At 66.5% G+C, this 18,118-nt stretch carries 17 protein-coding genes; 2 read left to right on the top strand and 15 right to left on the bottom strand.

Translation table 11 applies throughout. The features are described 5' to 3' along the window. Positions 1 to 167: 167 nt before the first annotated feature. From HWX55_RS26465 to HWX55_RS26505, 9 genes are all read right to left on the bottom strand, one after another. Positions 168 to 1,364, bottom strand: a complete 1,197-nt coding sequence (locus HWX55_RS26465; RefSeq protein WP_175977870.1) for a pyridoxal phosphate-dependent aminotransferase — start codon at positions 1,362 to 1,364, stop codon at positions 168 to 170. 69 nt (positions 1,365 to 1,433) lie between these two features. Further along, positions 1,434 to 1,871, bottom strand: a complete 438-nt coding sequence (gene nusB, locus HWX55_RS26470) for a transcription antitermination factor NusB (RefSeq protein ID WP_050011615.1) — start codon at positions 1,869 to 1,871, stop codon at positions 1,434 to 1,436. Continuing rightward, positions 1,868 to 2,383 carry a 6,7-dimethyl-8-ribityllumazine synthase gene (gene ribH, locus HWX55_RS26475; protein ID WP_006476661.1) on the bottom strand — a complete coding sequence of 172 codons (516 nt, stop codon included), beginning with the start codon at positions 2,381 to 2,383 and terminating at the stop codon, positions 1,868 to 1,870. Before ribH ends, nusB begins: the two co-directional genes overlap by 4 nt. 53 nt (positions 2,384 to 2,436) lie before the next feature. Continuing rightward, positions 2,437 to 3,579 carry a bifunctional 3,4-dihydroxy-2-butanone-4-phosphate synthase/GTP cyclohydrolase II gene (gene ribBA, locus HWX55_RS26480; RefSeq protein WP_050011614.1) on the bottom strand — a complete coding sequence of 381 codons (1,143 nt, stop codon included), beginning with the start codon at positions 3,577 to 3,579 and terminating at the stop codon, positions 2,437 to 2,439. Positions 3,580 to 3,736: 157 nt separating this feature from the next. After that, on the bottom strand, positions 3,737 to 4,255 hold the full coding sequence (locus tag HWX55_RS26485; RefSeq protein WP_175977871.1) for a DUF1993 domain-containing protein: 519 nt from the start codon (positions 4,253 to 4,255) through the stop codon (positions 3,737 to 3,739). Between the two features lie 316 nt (positions 4,256 to 4,571). Further along, positions 4,572 to 5,201: a riboflavin synthase gene (locus HWX55_RS26490; RefSeq protein ID WP_175977872.1), complete on the bottom strand. Its 630-nt coding sequence runs from the start codon at positions 5,199 to 5,201 to the stop codon at positions 4,572 to 4,574. A 15-nt stretch (positions 5,202 to 5,216) separates the two neighbouring features. Then, positions 5,217 to 6,338: a bifunctional diaminohydroxyphosphoribosylaminopyrimidine deaminase/5-amino-6-(5-phosphoribosylamino)uracil reductase RibD gene (gene ribD, locus HWX55_RS26495; protein WP_175977873.1), complete on the bottom strand. Its 1,122-nt coding sequence runs from the start codon at positions 6,336 to 6,338 to the stop codon at positions 5,217 to 5,219. A 15-nt stretch (positions 6,339 to 6,353) separates the two neighbouring features. Further along, the gene (hemL, locus tag HWX55_RS26500) at positions 6,354 to 7,637 is read right to left on the bottom strand and encodes a glutamate-1-semialdehyde 2,1-aminomutase (RefSeq protein WP_089490764.1); all 1,284 of its coding nucleotides are present in this window, start codon (positions 7,635 to 7,637) and stop codon (positions 6,354 to 6,356) included. A 181-nt stretch (positions 7,638 to 7,818) separates the two neighbouring features. Further along, positions 7,819 to 8,271 (bottom strand): hypothetical protein, encoded by a 453-nt coding sequence (locus tag HWX55_RS26505; protein WP_012328082.1) that lies wholly within the window; start codon positions 8,269 to 8,271, stop codon positions 7,819 to 7,821. Between the two features lie 246 nt (positions 8,272 to 8,517). On the opposite strand from HWX55_RS26505, the gene HWX55_RS26510 reads away from it, so the two are divergent. After that, on the top strand, positions 8,518 to 9,735 hold the full coding sequence (locus HWX55_RS26510; RefSeq protein ID WP_175977874.1) for a Bcr/CflA family multidrug efflux MFS transporter: 1,218 nt from the start codon (positions 8,518 to 8,520) through the stop codon (positions 9,733 to 9,735). A gap of 59 nt (positions 9,736 to 9,794) precedes the next feature. On the opposite strand, the gene HWX55_RS26515 is transcribed toward HWX55_RS26510, so the two are convergent. The 6 genes from HWX55_RS26515 to zwf all read right to left on the bottom strand — a co-directional run bounded on the left by HWX55_RS26515 (position 9,795) and on the right by zwf (position 16,318). Then, positions 9,795 to 10,226, bottom strand: coding sequence for a type VI secretion system amidase immunity protein Tai4 (locus tag HWX55_RS26515; protein ID WP_175977875.1), 432 nt, complete (start codon positions 10,224 to 10,226; stop codon positions 9,795 to 9,797). Positions 10,227 to 10,259: 33 nt separating this feature from the next. Further along, on the bottom strand, positions 10,260 to 11,420 hold the full coding sequence (locus HWX55_RS26520) for an IS30 family transposase (protein WP_071333457.1): 1,161 nt from the start codon (positions 11,418 to 11,420) through the stop codon (positions 10,260 to 10,262). A gap of 62 nt (positions 11,421 to 11,482) precedes the next feature. Then, entirely contained in the window at positions 11,483 to 11,836 is a 354-nt protein-coding gene (locus tag HWX55_RS26525) for a DUF1493 family protein (protein WP_175977876.1), read from the bottom strand. Between the two features lie 337 nt (positions 11,837 to 12,173). After that, positions 12,174 to 14,102, bottom strand: a complete 1,929-nt coding sequence (locus tag HWX55_RS26530; protein WP_175977877.1) for a bifunctional transcriptional regulator/glucokinase — start codon at positions 14,100 to 14,102, stop codon at positions 12,174 to 12,176. Continuing rightward, positions 14,080 to 14,760 (bottom strand): 6-phosphogluconolactonase, encoded by a 681-nt coding sequence (gene pgl, locus HWX55_RS26535; RefSeq protein WP_175977878.1) that lies wholly within the window; start codon positions 14,758 to 14,760, stop codon positions 14,080 to 14,082. Before pgl ends, HWX55_RS26530 begins: the two co-directional genes overlap by 23 nt. Positions 14,761 to 14,848: 88 nt before the next feature. Beyond that, entirely contained in the window at positions 14,849 to 16,318 is a 1,470-nt protein-coding gene (gene zwf, locus HWX55_RS26540) for a glucose-6-phosphate dehydrogenase (RefSeq protein WP_175977879.1), read from the bottom strand. Positions 16,319 to 16,749: 431 nt separating this feature from the next. Here zwf and HWX55_RS26545 point away from each other — a divergent pair, with 431 nt between their 5' ends. Continuing rightward, a complete protein-coding gene (locus HWX55_RS26545) occupies positions 16,750 to 17,997 on the top strand; it encodes an extracellular solute-binding protein (RefSeq protein ID WP_006491170.1) in 1,248 nt (415 codons plus the stop codon). Positions 17,998 to 18,118: the final 121 nt, after the last annotated feature.

The following is an 18,118-nucleotide window of genomic DNA, read 5'->3' on the forward strand; positions in this document are numbered from 1 at the left end:
CGGCCAGATACTCGTCAACGATGCCTTGTCTGAACTGCTCGTTGTACTTCGTCATGTAAAACACCCCAAAGGTTGGACTAGTGTCCAACTTTTGGGGTGCAGTTCATTCGGGTGCCTTTTCGTTTTGCGGGACGTGAAACGGCCGGTGCGCCGGCCGTGGCGTCAGATCAGTGTTGGCCGAACAGCGTCGCGAGCCGGTCGACGGCCTCTTCGAGCCGCGAGTAGGCGGTCGCATAGGACAGGCGGATATAGTCGCGCGGCGCATGGACACCGAAGTCCATGCCCGGCACCAGCACCACGCCCGCGTCGTGCAGCATCGCCTGCGTGAGCGCGGCGCTGTCGCCGGCCGCCGGGTGGGCGACGCCGCCGCAATGCGCATACACGTAGAACGCACCGTCCGGCATCACCGGCACCGTGAAGCCGAGCCGCTCGAGCGCCGGTGCGATGAAATCGCGGCGGCGCTTGAATTCGAGCCGACGCGTTTCGTAGATGTCGAGCGTCGCGGGTTCGAAACAAGCAAGTGCCGCATGTTGCGCGAGCGCGGACGGGCAGATGAACAGGTTCTGCGACAGTTTCTCGAACGTGCCGACGAGCGCGGGCGGCACGACGAGCCAGCCGAGCCGCCAGCCCGTCATGCTGAAATACTTCGAGAAGCTGTTCACGGTGATCACGTCGTCGCCGAACGACAGCGCCGACACGGGCGCGGCATCGTAGCTGAGCCCCTGATAGATCTCGTCGACGATCGTGAAGCCGCCACGCGCGCGCACCGCTTCGACGATCCGCTTCAGTTCGTCCGGTTCGAGCGACGTGCCGGTCGGGTTCGACGGCGACGCGAGCAGCACGCCGCGCGTGCGGTCGTTCCAGCGCGTGCGGGCGTCGTTTTCGGTGAGCTGGAAGCGCGCGTCCGGGCCGCTCGGCACGAGCACCGGGCGACCTTCGGCCGCCGCGACGAAGTGCCGGTTGCACGGGTACGACGGGTCGGGCATCAGCACTTCGTCGTCGCGGCCGACCAGCGCGAGGCACGCGAGCAGCAGCGCGGCCGATGCGCCGGCCGTGACGACGATCCGCTCGGGGGCGATCGCGAGGCCGTACGCGCGCGCGTAGTGCGCGGCGATCGCCTCGCGCAGCGGCGCGATGCCGAGCGCGCTCGTGTACTGCGTAACGCCACGGCGCAGCGCGGCCGCGGCGGCCTCGACGACGGGCTCCGGCGCGGTGAAATCCGGCTCGCCGATGCCCATGTGGATAACATCGCGCCCCAAGGACTCGAGCCGCTGTGCCTCCTTCATCAGTTCCATCACGTAGAAGGGCTGGATCGCGTCGACGCGTGCGGCGAGCGTGACGAGCGAATCGGCGGTGGTATTCATCGGCGGGCAGGGCGGAGGGGAAAAGAATGAAAAACGGGCGCTTGCGCGCCCGTGGACAAGCAAACGGTATCAGCCGTTGCGACGCGCCTGCGTTTCGGCGGGGCGCAGCTTCGCGGCCAGCTTGTCGAGCACGCCGTTCACGTACTTGTAGCCGTCGGAGCCGCCGAACGTCTTCGCCAGTTCGACGGCTTCGTTGATGATCACGCGGTACGGCGTTTCGACATGGTGCGTGAGCTCGAACGTCGCGATCAGCAGCACCGCGCGTTCGACCGGCGACAGCTGATCGATCGGACGGTCCAGCGACGGCGTCAGCGCTTCGACGAGCGTCGCATGCTCGCGGATCACGCCGTGCAGGATCGCTTCGAGCAGTTCCTTGTCAGCCTTGTCGTAACCGAGCGCGCCGCGCAGTTGCGCGTCGATCTCGCCGGAGGGCGCGTTCGACAGCAGCCACTGATACAGGCCCTGCGTCGCCAGCTCGCGCGATTGTCGGCGGGCGCTCTTCTTCATGCGCGCTCCTCTTCGTCGTCTTCGTCTTCCTCTTCGTCCTCGTCGTCGCCGAGCTGGTCGAGCGCCATCGTCAGGTTCGCCATCTCGACGGCGACGCGCGCGGCGTCACGACCCTTTTCGGTCATGCGCGCGACGGCCTGCTCGTCGTTTTCGGTCGTCAGGACCGCGTTCGCGATCGGCAGGTTGAAGTCGAGGCCGATGCGGGTGATGCCCGCGCCGCTCTCGTTCGACACGAGTTCGAAATGGTAGGTCTCGCCGCGGATCACCGCGCCGAGCGCGATCAGTGCGTCGAACTGGCCGCTTTCGGCGAGCTTCTGCAGCGCGAGCGGGATTTCCAGCGCGCCGGGCACCGACACGAGCAGCACGTCTTCACCGGTGACGCCGAGGCGTTCCAGTTCCTCGACGCACGCGTCGGCGAGGCCGTTGCACACGGGTTCGTTGAAGCGCGATTGCACGATGCCGATACGCAGGCCGTCGCCTTCGAGATTCGGTTGGTATTGTCCGATTTCCATGATCTGGTCCGTGGTGTGGATGAACGGTTATAGGGCGAAAGCGCCGTGGCGGGTTACGCGTGGGACGCCGGGCAGGACGTGGCTTCGCCGCCGGGCATCGGAATGAAGCCCGTGACTTCGAGGCCGTAGCCGGACATGCTGCCCAGCTTGCGCGGATTCGACAGCACCTGCATCTTGCCGACGCCGACATCGCGCAGGATCTGCGCGCCGATGCCGAACGTCTTGAAATCGACCGGCCGGCGCTTGAGCGCAGCGGCCTTTTCTTCCTCGTCGAACGCCTTGAAGACGTCGATCAGGTGTTCCTTCGTATCGCCGCAGTTGAGCAGCACGATCACGCCGAGGTCGCGTGCGGCGATCTCGCGCATCGCCGCGTCGAGCGTCCACGAGTGGGTCGACACGCCCGTTTCGAGCAGGTCGAGCACCGACAGCGGCTCGTGCACGCGCGCCGGCGTATCGACGTCGGGCGACGGCGTGCCGCGCACCAGCGCGATGTGCGGCGAGCCGCTCGGCTGGTCGCGGTACAGCACCGCGCGAAACGTGCCGTGCGCGGTCTGCATCGTGCGCTCGGCGATCCGCTCGATGATCGATTCGGTGCGGCTGCGGTACTGGATCAGATCGGCGATCGTGCCGATCTTCAGGTCGTGTTCCTTCGCGAACTCGAGCAGGTCCGGCAGGCGCGCCATCGTGCCGTCGTCCTTGATCACCTCGCAGATCACCGCGGCCGGCGTCAGCCCCGCGAGCGCGGTGAAGTCGCAGCCGGCCTCGGTATGGCCCGCGCGCACGAGCACGCCGCCCGGTTGCGCCATGATCGGGAACACGTGGCCCGGCTGCACGATGTGCTCGGGGCGCACGTCGTGCGCGACCGCCGTGGCGATCGTGTGCGCACGGTCGGCGGCCGAGATGCCGGTCGTCACGCCTTCGGCCGCTTCGATGCTGACCGTGAACGCGGTGCCGTACTGCGTGCCGTTGCGATAGGTCATCAGCGGCAGGTGAAGCTGCTTGCAGCGTTCCTGCGTCAACGTCAGACAAATCAGGCCGCGGCCGTACTTGGCCATGAAGTTGATCGCTTCCGGCGTGACGAATTCGGCGGCGATCACGAGGTCGCCCTCGTTTTCGCGGTCTTCTTCGTCGACCAGGATCACCATCCGGCCGGCTTTCAGCTCGGCGATGATGTCGAGCGTGGAGGCGAGCGTCATAAGGGGGCGAGAAAGAGGAAAGTGCGTATTTTACGCCAGCCGGACGGCGTTTCGGCTGGCGCGGGCCGCGCGGGGCCGGCGAGGGCTCCGGAAAGCGCCGCGGCCGGCCTGCGCGCGGGTGCGGACGGTAGCGGGCCGGGCGTGGCCCGGCCGCGCGTCACGCGTGCTCGTTGCGCCCGCCGAGGTAGTCCAGCTTGCCGAGTTCGACGCCGCTGTGGCGCAGGATGTCGTACGCGGTCGTCACGTGGAAGAAGAAGTTGGGCAGCACGAAGTTCAGCAAATACGACTGGCCGGTGAACTCGATCGGGCCGACGCGCATCTTCAGCACGATCTGGCGCGCCTCGCTGCCGTCGATCTGCGCGGCGTCGAAGCTTTTCAGGTAGTCGATCGTCTTCTGGATGCGCGCATGCAGTTCGTCGAAGGTCTGCTCGACGTCCGGGTAGCTCGGGATCTCGGCGCCGGCGAGCCGCGCCGCGCAGCCCTTGGCCGTGTCGGTCGCGATGTAGACCTGGCGGACGAGCGGCAGCATGTCCGGGTAGAGGCGTGCGCCGATGAACACCGCCGGATCGATCTGCTTTTCGGCCGCGTGCGCCTGAGCCTTGCCGAGGATGTGCTGCAGGTTGGTGAGGCCGCGGATCAGGACGGGCAGCGAAGCCTGGTACATCGAGATGGACATGGGACGACTCCAATGGGAAGAGGGGCGGCCGCTATGCGGCGCGTCGTGCGTGGCGGCGTGGAAACCGCTGTCGACGCATCTTAGCGCGACGGCATGACCCGTGCGCGTCGTTGGCCGTTCGGCCAGGTGTCGGCAGGCCGGACGGCCATCGAGCGAACGCGATCGCGATGCGGTCGCTTCGGATGGCCGGCGGGGCGGCCCAGCACGAAGCGGGGTAGGGGCAACGCTCGGTGGAGCGATGGGGTTGCGGCGACGCGCGGACAATGCCGGGCCGAACCGTCAGCCGTCATTCCCTACACAGGATGGAACAGCCCGATCAGTCCTGATGCACGCCCTGCGACGCCGACAGCATCCGTTCCACATACCGCGCGATCATGTCGACCTCGAGGTTGACCTTGTCGCCGGCCTTCACGTGACGCAGCGTCGTGACTTCGACCGTATGCGGAATCAGGTTGATCGAGAATTCGCAGCCGTCCGCGCGATCGTCGACCGTATTCACGGTCAGGCTCACGCCGTTCACCGTGATCGAGCCCTTGTACGCGAGATAGCGGCCGAGTTCGCGCGGCGCGACGATCCGCAGTTCGTGCGACTCGCCGACCGGCGCGAAGCGCGTGATGGTACCGAGACCGTCCACATGGCCCGACACGATATGCCCGCCGAGGCGGTCGTGCGCGCGCAGCGCCTTCTCGAGGTTCACCTCGCCGGGCTGCGCGCGGCCGACCGTCCGGTTCAGGCTTTCGCGCGACACGTCGACGTCGAACGTGGCGGCGGTCTTTTCGATCACCGTCATGCACGCGCCCTGGATCGCGATGCTGTCGCCGAGCGCGACATCGGCCAGGTCGAGCCCGCCGGCCTGCACGGTCAGCCGCACGCCGGCATCGGCCGACGTGCCGAGCGGAGCGATCGTTTCGATGCGGCCGACGGCCGCGACAATTCCGGTAAACATCGTGACGATTTCCGTTCAGTGAGAGGCGTCGGGCGGCGCGACGCGCGCGAGGATCCGCAGGTCGTCGCCGATCCGCTCGATACCGTGGAACGACAGCCGCGTGCGCGCATCGAGGCTGGCCGGCGCGGCGAGATCGAACATGCCGGCCGCGTCGGCGCCCAGCAGGCTCGGTGCCAGATACACCAGCAATTCGTCGACGCAGTGCTCGCGCAGCAGCGAACCGTTCAGCTTGTGGCCGGCCTCGACATGCAACTCGTTGACGCCGCGCGCGCCGAGCGCAGCCAGCATCGCGGGCAGGTCGACCTTGCCGTGCGCATTCGCGAGCGGCACGATTTCCGCGCCGCGCGACTTCAGCACGTTCGCGCGTAGTTCGCCGGCGGCGTCGAGCCGGCCGCAGAAGATCAGCAGCGGCGCGCCTTCGAGCAGCCGCGCATCGAGCGGCAGGTCGAGGCGGCTGTCCACCAGGATGCGTTGCGGCTGGCGCGGCGTGTCGATGCCGCGCACGGTCAGCAGCGGATTGTCCTCGCGCACGGTGCCGATGCCGGTGAGGATCGCGCACGCGCGTGCGCGCCATGCGTGCCCGTCGAGGCGCGCGGCCTCGCCGGTGATCCATTGGCTTTCGCCGGAAGGCAGCGCGGTGCGGCCGTCGAGCGACGCGGCGGTCTTCATCCGCACCCACGGCCGGCCGCGCGTCATCCGCGACACGAAGCCGATGTTCAGTTCGCCCGCTTCATGCGCGAGCAGCCCGCAGCGCACGTCGATGCCCGCATCGCGCAGCATCCCGAGGCCGCGGCCCGACACCTGCGGGTTCGGGTCTTCCATCGCCGCGACGACCTTGGCGACGCGCGCGTCGATCAGCGCGTTCGCGCACGGCGGCGTGCGGCCGAAATGGCTGCACGGTTCGAGCGTCACGTAGACGGTCGAGCCCGCGACGTCGTAGCCGCGCGCGCGCGCGTCCTTCAGCGCCTGCACTTCCGCGTGGTCCTGGCCGGCCGGCTGCGTGAAGCCTTCGCCGATCACGTCGCCGTCCTTGACGATCACGCAGCCGACGCGCGGATTCGGCGCGGTCGTGTACATGCCGCGCGCGGCGAGCGCGAGCGCGCGCTGCATGTGGGCGAAATCGGTATCCGAGAACATGCGCGCGCCCCCGGGTCAGGCGGCGAGTGCCGCGAACGCGCGGCGTGCGGCCGCGAGCGTCGCGTCGATCACCGCGTCGTCGTGCGTGCTCGACACGAAGCCGGCTTCGTACGCGGACGGCGCGAAGTACACGCCCTCGTCGAGCATCAGGTGGAAGAAGCGGTTGAAGCGCTCGGTGTCGCTCTTCGTGACTTCCGCGAAGCTGGTCGGCACGCGCTCGGCGAAGTACAGGCCGAACATCGCGCCGATCGAGTCGGCCGCGAACGGCACGCCGGCCGCGCGCGCTTCGGCCGCGAGGCCGTCGGCGAGCCGCTTCGTCTGCGCGGTGAGCGCGTCGTAGAAGCCGGGCGCCTGGATCAGCTGCAGCGTCTTCAGGCCCGCGGCGACCGCGATCGGGTTGCCCGACAGCGTGCCGGCCTGGTAGACGCCGCCGAGCGGCGCGAGGTGGGCCATGATGTCGCGGCGGCCGCCGAACGCGGCGGCCGGCATCCCGCCGCCGATCACCTTGCCGAGGCAGGTGAGGTCGGCCGCGATGCCGTAGTGCGCCTGCGCGCCGCCGAGCGCGACGCGGAACCCGCACATCACCTCGTCGAAGATCAGCACGGCGCCGTGCTTCGTGCACAGCGCGCGCAGCGCATTCAGGAATTCCGGCGTGCCGCGCACGAGGTTCATGTTGCCGGCGACCGGCTCGACGATCACCGCGGCGATCTCGTCGCCGAACGCGCCGAAGGCTTCCTCGAGCGCGGCGACGTTGTTGTATTCGAGGACGGTCGTGTGCTTCGCGATGTCGGCGGGCACGCCGGCCGACGTCGGGTTGCCGAACGTCAGCAGGCCCGAGCCGGCCTTGACCAGCAGGCTGTCCGCGTGGCCGTGGTAGCAGCCTTCGAACTTGACGATGCGGCTGCGGCCCGTGAAGCCGCGCGCGAGACGCAGCGCGCTCATCGTGGCCTCGGTGCCGCTCGACACCATCCGCACCTGCTCGATCGACGGGACGAGCTTGCAGATTTCCTCGGCGATCTCGATCTCGGCTTCGGTCGGCGCGCCGAACGAGAAGCCGTCGGCGAGCACGTTCTGCACGGCCGACAGCACGTCCGGATGGACGTGGCCGACGATCATCGGGCCCCACGAGCCGATGTAGTCGATGTACTGCTTGCCGTCGGCATCCCAGAAATACGGGCCTTGCGCGCGCGCGACGAAACGCGGCGTGCCGCCGACCGAACGGAACGCACGCACCGGCGAGTTGACGCCGCCGGGAATGGTCTTCTGGGCGCGTTCGAAGAGGATCTGATTGTTGGACATGAGCGAAACCTGCGAGAGAACGGCGCGGGGGCCTGTGCACGGGCCGCGGCGCCTGGGCGGAACGATCGTCCGATTGTACCGGAGACACGCGCGACAGGCCCGCCGGGCGGTCTGCGGCCTTTCGGCGCGCGAAGGGGAGTGCCTGAGCGGGAAGGCGGCCCCGATTCGACCCGGTTTCCGCCTATCGCGGCGGCTTGCGCTTGCCGGTCAGCTCGGCCCAGCGCTTTTCGAGCGGACCTTCGACCATCGGCTTGATCGACGTGCCGGAACTCTGCGCGTCCCACGTCTGCACCGAGTACGGATGTACACGCAGCGCGTCACGCGGAATCACGACGTCCTGATGCGCGTCGACGAGCCAGTCGTACACGAAGTCGATGCACAGCCGGTAGCCGCGCTTGGTCGACGGATCGGGCACCTCGTACGGTGCGCGCGTCACGTAGCCGGAGCCGAACACGCCTTTCGGTTCCTTCGCGACGCGGTGCAGGAACACGCGGTCGCCAGGCAGGATGCCGCGCGCGAAGCCGCAGCCCCACACGTCGTGCACGGCCTCGCCGGCCTTCACGCGCGCGGCGACGTCGGGCAGTTCGGGCCATGGCCATTTCTTGGGGCTCCAGATCAGCAGGAAGGCGGTCATCGGTTCGGTCGTACGTCGAATTGGTCAGACAAGAGAGGCAAGCAGCAAGCTTAATCGAATCCGCCCGCGCGCTCGTTCCGCGCGCGACGAGCGCGGGCGTGTTCCTGGCCGCCGTCGCATGCAGCCTGAGGCAGGCAAAAAAGTTGCGCGTACAATCATGGGCCTGAGCGCGCCGCTTGCGGCGCGGCCTCTCGTCTTCACCGCCACGCGCGCCCCGACGCGCGCGGGCTCCCATTCCGGATACCCATGTCTCACGTCGTCCGGCGCCGGCCCGATGCCCGGCTGATCCTGTTGCTCGGCGCGCTCGCGGCCTGCGGGCCGATCGCCACCGACATGTACCTGCCGAGCCTGCCGTCGATCGCCGCCGGCTTCTCCGTCAGCCCCGGCGCCGCGCAGCGCACGCTCACCAGCTTCATGGCCGGCTTCTCGATCGGGATGCTGCTGTACGGTCCGCTGTCCGACACGTGGGGCCGCCGTCCCGTGCTGCTCGGCGGGATCGCGCTGTTCACGCTCGCGAGCATCGGCTGCTTCGTGTCGGGCTCGATCGACATGCTGATCGTCGTGCGCTTTTTGCAGGCGCTCGGCGCCGGCGCCGCGTCGGTGCTCGCACGTGCGATCGCGCGCGACGCGCACGAGCCGAGCGACGCGGCGAAGGTGCTGTCGATGGTCGCGATCGTCACCGCGGTCGGGCCGCTGCTCGCGCCGCTGATCGGCGGCCAGATCCTGCGTTTCTCCGGCTGGCGCGGCGTGTTCGTCGTGCTGGCCGTGTTCGGCGCGATCTGCGCGACGACCGCGTACCTGCGCGTGCCCGAAACCTGGCCGAAGGAGCGGCGCAAGAGCGCGGCCGTGCTCGCGTCGTTCGCCTCGTACGGGCGCATCCTGTCCGACCCCGTCGCATGGGGGCACATGCTGTGCGGCGGGATGGCGTTCGCGTCGATGTTCTCGTACATCACCGCGACGCCGTTCGTGTACATCGAGTATTTCCACGTGTCGCCGCAGCACTACGGGCTGCTGTTCGGCCTGAACGTCGTCGGGATCATGATCGGCAACTTCGCGAACACGCGCCTCGTCGGCCGCATCGGCTCGCTGCGCATCATCGCGGCCGCGTCGCTCGTGAGCTGCATCGCGTCGCTCGCGGTCGCGTTCGTCGCGCTGACGGGGTTGGGCGGGCTGTGGTCGATCGTCGTGTGCCTGTTCTTCGTCGTCGGCGTGGTCGGGATCCTGTCCGCGAACTGCACGACCGACCTGATGCACCGCTATCCGCACAACGCGGGCGCGTCGGCGGCCGTGTTCGGCGCGATGCAGCTCGCGCTCGGCGCGCTCGCGAGCGTCGCGATCGGGGCACTCGCGGACGGCACGCCGTTCGCGATGGGGGTGACGATCGGTGTCACCGGCGTGCTGTGCTTCGTCGGGCGCTATCTGGTGCTGCGCTGGCATGGATGGCCGGTGAAAGCGGGCGCTTGAGCGGCGCGGCGGAACTGTCGGAGGAGGGCGGTGGATGGGTTTGAACTTCCCCCTCTGCATCACTTTGGACGGTCTGACGAGCGATTGTCGAGTCGATAGCTGCGCTTCGGGTTGCTCACGAATCGCCTGACTTCGGTCTCGAGTTCCTGACTGCGATACAGATCCAGGCATTTTAAAAAATCAAATCTCACGCCCTTGAGTTCGGACTCGACGACCGGATTGCGATAGTCGCGTGCAAGAAAACGATTGACCAGCGACTTGCTTGCGTCGGGGTTCCGCTCCAGATCGAAGTCGGTCCAGTCCATCAGCGCACTGGCGCTGCTTCCCGCGTCCATCGCAGCGGACGGTTCATTCCGATAAGCGGTCGCGATGCATTCGGCGAGCACCATGTCCTTGTAGTTTTGCGCGTAGGTTCGGGCGCCGGCTTGCGGCGACGACGTTGCATCCGTGGCATGGCCCGATTGCGCCGCTAACGTCAGTACCCCAAACATCACACACCGGAGCAGCGGATTTCGTCTGCGGATTCAACCCGTCGATGCAACGAATTGATGAAAGCGCTCCGCCGGTGTATCGAAGTCTAGCGTCTTTCGAGGACGCTCATTGAGCCGCCTGGCAACAGCGTTGAGCGTGGCCTGTGAATAGGCCGAGAGGTCGATCCCCTTTGGGAAATACTGTCGGAGGAGCCCATTTGTGTTCTCGTTCGAACCCCGTTGCCAAGGGCTCTGCGGATCACAAAAATAGACCTTGATGTCGGTGGCCACGGTGAAACGCGTGTGATCGGCCATCTCTTTGCCTCGATCCCAGGTCAGTGATTTGTATAGTTCATGAGGAAGCTTGCCGGCGTGTCGGATCAATGCGTTGATGACCGTTTCCGTATCCTTACTGGCAACCTTCACCAGCATCACGAAGCGGCTCTGACGCTCGACAAGAGTGGCAATCTGGCTGTTCGCGCTGCCGAACAGCAGATCACCTTCCCAGTGGCCCGGTATCGCACGGTCATCAACGGTCGCGGGGCGTTCACTAATCGGGACGGTGTCGCAGATTCTGCCGTGGTCGTCGGTCTTCATCGTGTGATGACGCGAACGACGCATAGCCCGCGAGCGCCGTAAATGCTCGAGCAATTCCTTTTTGAGTGCACCGCGAGCTTGTATGTAGAGGCTGCGGTATATAGTTTCGTGCGACACCTGATAATCCCTGTTGACCGCATATACGTGCTTAAGCCAACCAGCGATCTGCTCAGGTGACCACTGCAGCCTGAGCTTGCTTGCTACGACCTGGGCGAGTTCCCGGTTCCTGACGAGCTTGCAGACTTGGGGACGACGGGCTCGCTCCCACGCAAGTTCGTCAGCATTGTTCGCCCGATAACCCTGCATACCGCCGTTCCGCTTGAGCTCGCGGCTAATGGTGGACGGAGCACGTGCGAGCCGAATCGCAATCGCGCGAATCGAATCGCCAGCAACCACTGAGCGCGAGATCTCCTCCCGCTCGGCAAGGGTCAGTGCCAAGCTCGAACGGCGCCGTTGCTTTGGTTGTATGCCGCCCGTTTCGGCCAGAATCCCTTGTACCGAGGAATGGTTCCGATCAAACAGCTGGGCGATCTGCTGCAGCGATTCGCCCCTGCGCCAGCGCTCCCACATTAACGCCTTCTGGCTGTCTGTATAGTAGATCCGCCGTCTCTGTTTCATTGCAACACTCCTTGCTGCTATGCAGCCTCAAGTGTGTTGCATCGACGGGTTGAATCCGCATCTCACGGCAGACTTTCCAAGCGCTGATTGTTCCACTCTCCATCCAAAATAGCCTGATAGAGCATGCCTAGAGTCAGTGGCACTTTGTCATACTTTTTTCGGTGTTTTCTGGAGAAGACCGTCCGCGCCACTTCAATCAAGCTAAAGCCCTCTTCCGAGAAGTAGCGATTGAACTCAAAATCACCAACTTGCACCGGAAATTTATTGAAGAAGCGCTCCATAAACTCGACCGCATCGTCGCCAGTGATATCCAAATCACCCTCGATGGCATGACTTTTTGTGAGAATTTTTTTGGGGCTGACACCGGTCCCTCTTCTCACAAAATCTTCAAACTCGTTCCATGTGAACTGGCTCATCGGAACACCCCCTCTCCGCAAACTGGATGAACGTGATGCTGTCGATGCCAATCGGGGTTCCGTGAGAAACGGTCATTTCTCACGTCGGACCGGGATGGCGGCATCACGCGGAGTGAAGGAAGTTACCGAGCCTGGGCAACTGCTGACAATTGGACTGGTTCGAAAATGAGAGCGTGTACGAACGTACGACATCACGCGCAGCCCTCGGCAGACGGCATCGTCGATGCCTGCCGAGCCGCTGTGGCGCGGGGCGGTGCAGCACATACGAAACACCCCGAACGCCGGGCTTGAATCCAGCGTTCGGGGTGTCGTGGATCGACGGTGTTTCGCCGAAGCGTCAGTCCCGCGCGACGTCCTTCGCCGCCGGCGATGCGCCGTGGCTCAACCAGTCGAGCACGTCGGCCGTTTCGTCGTCGCTTGCTCGCGCCCGCGCCTGCGCGACGGCCTCCGGCAAGTCACCGTTGGTCGACGCGCGACGGATCGCAACACCGACCGCGAGGATGTCGATCATCAGCAGATGCAGGACCCGCGAGATCATCGACAGCTGCGACTCGCGCATCTCGATGTGATCGGTCTCGAGCGCGACGGTCGCGCGCTTCGCGAGCGGCGTGTTGCTCGACGTGATCGCGATCACCTTCGCGCCGGCCTGCATCGCGACGTCGAGCACGCGCAGCAGCTCGGGCGCGCGTCCCGACTTCGACACCGCGACGATCACGTCGCCCTTGCCGAGCAGCGCGGCCGACGCGGCCTGCATGTACAGGTCGCCGTACGCGATCGTCGGAATCCCGAAGCGGAAGAACTTGTAGTGCGCGTCCTGCGCGACGATGTTCGAGTTGCCGAGCCCGTAGAACTCGATGCGCCGCGCGCCGTTCAGGATCTCGATCGCGTTCTCGACGTGCTCGAAATTCAGGTGCTCGCGCAGCTGCAGGATCGCGGACACCGTGTTGTCGAGCACCTTCGCGCCGAAGTCGGTGGCCGTATCGCCGAGATGCACCTGGCTGTGGCTCATCGGAATCGTGCCGGTCAGGCCGGTCGCGAGCTTCAGCTTGAAATCCGACAGCCCCTGGCAGCCGAGCGAGCGGCAGAAGCGGATCACGGTCGGCTGGCTCACGTCGGCCTTGCGCGCGATGTCGACGATCGGATCGTTGATGATCGAGCGCGGATGGTTCAGCGCGAGATCGGCCACGCGGCGCTCGGCCGGCGTCAGCGCGTCGCGCATCTGGCGGATCCGCTCGAACACGGCCGACGACGCACCGCCCGACCGGTTCGACAACTGTTCCGCGAGAATCGCCGATACGCCGAGGAACGCCGGGTATTCGGCGGTGATCAGGTAGGTCGGGATGTTCTCGAGGTAGTGCGTGAAGCGGCCCTTCGCCTCGAAGCGCGCGCGGAACGACGAGCGCGTGAACAGCTCGCCCAGCTTCAGCGCGACGCCGCCGCCGATGTACACGCCGCCGAGCGCGCCGAGCGTCAGCGCGACGCTGCCCGCGAACGCGCCGAGAATCCCGCAGAAGCATTCGACCGTCTCGAGCGCGAGTGCGTCGCCCGCATGTGCGCGCTCGACGATCTCGACCGTGTCGACGGACGCGGCCACCCGCTTCTTGTCGCGCGCGGCGAGCGCACGATAGATGATCTCCATGCCGGGGCCCGCGCACACGCGCTCGAACGACACGTGCGGAAACTTCTTGCGCGCGTATTGCAGCACGAGATCCTCGCGCTCGTCCTGCGGCGCGAACGAAGCGTGACCGCCTTCGCTGCCGAGTGCGATCCAGCGATCGTCGGCCGGAATCAGGCCCGACACGCCGAGCCCGGTACCGGGCCCGAGCAGACCGATCACGCTGTTCTGGCGGCGCGCGCCGCCGCCGACCTGCACGCGCTGCGCATCGGTCAGGCCCGGCAGCGCCATCGCGAGCGCGGTGAAGTCGTTGACGACGAGCAGCGTGTCGAAGCCGAGCGCGCGGCGCGTCGCCTCGATCGAGAAGCTCCAGTCGTGATTGGTCATCGTGACCTGGTCGCCGTCGACCGGGTTCGCGATCGCGATCGCCGCGTGGTTCACGCGGCTGATCTTCACGTCCTTCAGATACTTGCGGATCGCGTCGGTGATCGTCGGATAGTCGGCGCCGGGATAGACGCGGATCTGCGTGATCTCGCCCGGGCCGGTTTCCAGCGCGAAGCGCGCGTTGGTGCCGCCGACGTCCGCGAGCAGGCGCGGGCCGTCGGCATGCTGACCCGCGACGACCGCCTTACTTTGCGCACCAGTAGACATCGAGCTGGGTCCCCTTGTCGTTGGCCAGTTGGGAAATCGCGTTCTTCTGCAGCGACGCGGCCGCGGCGTCGAGCACGTCGCGTTTGCGGGCGCCCGCGATCAGCAGGAACAGCCGGTCGACGCGCTTCAGCGCATCGAGCGAATAGCTCACGCGTGCGTGGGGTGCCGCGCCTGGATGCACGGCGACGAAGCGCTCGGGCGTCGTGATCGCGTGGTCCCATTCGGGCGCGTCGGCGAAGATCGACGCGGTATGGCCGTCCTCGCCCATGCCGAGCACGGCGACGGTCGGCACGCGGTAGTCGGCGTTCGCGTTGAGCGCGGCGACGTGCGCGTCGAGCGTGGTGCGCGTGTCGACGAGCGGCAGGAAGCGGGCAGGGGCCGCCGCGTGTTGCAGCAGCGTGTCGCGCACGAGTTGCGCGTTGCTGGCCGCGTCGTCGTCCGGCACCCAGCGGTCGTCGACCAGCGTGACGTCGACGCCGGCCCAGTCGAGCGTCGCGTGCGACAGCGTATGCAGGAACGGGCGCGGGCTGGTGCCGCCGGACACCGCGAGCGTCGGGCGCGCGGGGCCGGCGAGCGCCGCGCGCAGCGCATCGCCGATGGCGCGCGCGAGCGCTTCGCTTTGCGCTTCCTGGGTGTCGAAAGCGTGGATCTCGATCACATCTCCTCCGGACTGCTTTGTCTGTTCAAATCGTACGAATCGTGATGCACGTTGCCGCATACGGTGGCGTACGCGGCAACGGTTTGGTTCAGTTTTCTTCTTCGAGCCAGCAGGTGTCGTGCTGCGCGAGCATCGCGCTCGACGCGGCCGGCCCCCACGTGCCCGCCGCATACGGCTTCGGCGGCTTCAGCGTGCGCGCCCATTCGTTCAGGATCGGCTCGACCCACTGCCAGGCGGCTTCCTGCTCGTCGCGACGCACGAACAGCGCGAGCCGGCCGTTGATCACGTCGAGCAGCAGGCGCTGGTACGCCTCCATCTGCCCTTCCTTGAAGAACTGGTCGAACGCGAGATCGAGGTGCACGCTCGCGAGGTTCATCCCTTCGCCCGGCTGCTTCGCGAGGCAGTACAGGCGGATCGTCTCGTTCGGCTGCAGCCGGATCACGAGACGATTCGCACCGGCGCGCAGCGCGGAGGCCCCGAGCGCCGAGTGGGGCACCGGGCGGAAGTTGACGACGATCTCCGCGACGCGATCGGCCAGCCGCTTGCCGGTGCGCAGGAAGAACGGCACGCCGGCCCAGCGCCAGTTGTCGATCTCGACCTTCAGCGCGACGAAGGTTTCGGTCTGGCTGTCGGGCTTCACGCCCGGCTCGGTCGCGTAGGCCGGCACCTGCGCGCCCTTGATCACGCCCGCATGATACTGGCCGCGCACGGCGACCTTGCCGATGTCGCGCGGATCGACCGGCTTCAGCGCACGCAGCACGCGCAGCTTCTCGTCGCGCACCGAGTCGGAATCCATCGAATGCGGCGGCTCCATCGCGACGATCGACAGCAGCTGCAGCAGGTGGTTCTGCACCATGTCGCGCAGCGCGCCCGTATTGTCGTAGAAATCGCCGCGCGCCTCGACGCCGAGCTCCTCGGCGATCGTGATCTGGATGCTCTCGACCCATTCGCGGCGCCACAGCGGCTCGAACAGCGCATTGCCGAAGCGCAGCGCGAGCAGGTTCTGTACCGGCTCCTTGCCGAGATAGTGGTCGATCCGGTAGATCTGGCCTTCCGCGAAGATCTCGCCGACCGCGTCGTTGATCGCGTTCGACGATTTCAGGTCGTAGCCGAGCGGCTTCTCGAGCACGATGCGCGCGCCTTCGTTCAGGCCGACCGCCGCGAGCGCCTTGCAGATCGGCACGAACAGCGACGGGCCCGTCGCGAGATAGAACACGCGGATGCCGGGCAGCGAGGCGACCGCGTCGCGCAGCACGACGTAGTCCTCCGCGCGGCCGAGATCGAGGTTCACGTACTCGATGCGGTCGAGAAACGACTGCCATGCCGCGTCGTCGAATGCATTGCCGGCCGCTTTCGCCGCATGCGGCTTCACGTGCGTGTCGACCCATTCGAGATAGGCCGCCCGATCCGATTCGTGTCGCGCCACCGCGACGATCCGGCCGCTCGCCGCCAGCATGTTCGCGCGGTGCGCTTCGAACAGCGCGGGCAGGATCTTGCGCATCGACAAATCGCCGGTGCCGCCGAAAAGTACGAAGGTAAAGCTGGAATCGGTATGCATGTGTCTCCGCCGTGTTGGGGGTGCCCGGAAGCGATCCGTAGTGCGATAAAAATATTTTTGACACTGAATTGTAGTTTAACTACAATCCGCCGCAAGGGGTAGCACCTGGGTGAAGAAAAAAAGAAGTGCGGTCGATGAACTGCGCGAGCTTCGCCTTCGGAAGCGCCTTGTGCCGAATGTTATCGGACATTGGCGGCGCGCATCGTTGGCGCGCCGTCGGCCCCGGGCTCGCGTCGCATCATCGCGGCGGGCCAGAAACACAAAGAGGAGACACGCCGTTGAATCTCGATTCACGCTTTCTGTAAGAGCCCGGCCGGTCATCGGCCCCGTACGCTGCATGCGTCCCGCGGCTCGATTTCCCCGTCGTTATCAAGAAGCCGGTTCCCGGTCAGGGAACCTCACGAGTTGATTCAGTCTGGAGGAGATAAGTAATGAAAGTTCGCTCGATCATGGGCGCGCTCTGCGCCGCAGGCCTGATGGCTGGCGCCGTGGCGGCGCAGGCAGCCGAGAACGTAACCGTGCTGCACTGGTGGACCTCGGGCGGCGAGTCGAAGGCCGTCGGCGTGCTGAAGGACGACCTGCAGAAGCAGGGCTACGTGTGGAAGGACTTCGCGGTCGCGGGCGGCGCCGGCGCCGCGGCGATGACCGCGCTGAAGACCAAGGTGATCAGCGGCGATTCCCCGTCGGCCGCGCAGATCAAGGGCCCGCTGATCCAGGACTGGGCCGACCAGGGCGTGCTCGTCAACATCGATTCGGCCGCCGGCGACTGGAAACAGAACCTGCCGCCGGAAATCGACAAGATCATCAAGTACAAGGGCCATACCGTCGCCGCGCCGTTCTCGGTGCACCGCGTCAACTGGCTGTACATCAACAAGGCCGCGCTCGACAAGGTCGGCGCGAAGGTGCCGACCACCTGGCCTGAATTCTTCGCGGTGGCCGACAAGCTGAAGGCCGCGGGCATCCAGCCGGTCGCGATGGGCGGCCAGCCGTGGCAGGATCTGACGCTGTGGGAAGACGTCGTGCTGTCGCAGGGCCCGGCGTTCTACAAGAAGGCGCTGGTCGACCTCGACCAGGCGACGCTGACGTCGCCGCAGATGCTGTCGGTGTTCGACACGGTGCGCAAGATCCAGGGCTACTTCGACACCGGCCGTAACGGCCGCGACTGGAACCTGGCGACCGCGATGGTCATCAACGGCAAGGCCGGCATGCAGTTCATGGGCGACTGGGCGAAGGGCGAGTTCGAGAACGCCGGCAAGAAGGCGGGCAAGGACTACGTCTGCGCGCCGGTGCCGGGCACCGCGAATTCGTACACGTTCAACGTCGACTCGTTCGTGTTCTTCCAGCAGAAGGGCGAGAAGAACGCGACGCCGGGCCAGCTCGCGCTCGCGAAGACGATCATGACGCCGGACTTCCAGGAGCAGTTCAGCCTGCTGAAGGGCTCGGTGCCCGTGCGTCTCGGCGTGAAGATGGACAAGTTCGACGATTGCGCGAAGAAGTCGTATGCCGACGAGCAGACCGCGATCAAGTCGGGCGGCTTCGTGCCGTCGCTCGCGCACGGCATGGCGCAAGGCGACGCGACCGCCGGCGCGATCACGGACGTCGTGACGAAGTTCATGAACTCGCAGCAGGATTCGAAGAGCGCGGTCGCCGCGCTCGCGAAGGCCGCGAAGGTCAAGTAACGCGCGCCAGGCGCCCGGCCGGAAACGCTTCATCGGCCGGGCGTTTTTGCATGTGCAGCAAACGGGCTCGCCCGCGGGCCCGTGCCGTACCCGGCGCCGGCCCGGCCTGCGTCGCCCTCGT

The sequence above is a fragment of the Burkholderia sp. BCC1047 genome, from assembly GCF_902833155.1.
GTDB classification, from domain to species: domain Bacteria; phylum Pseudomonadota; class Gammaproteobacteria; order Burkholderiales; family Burkholderiaceae; genus Burkholderia; species Burkholderia sola.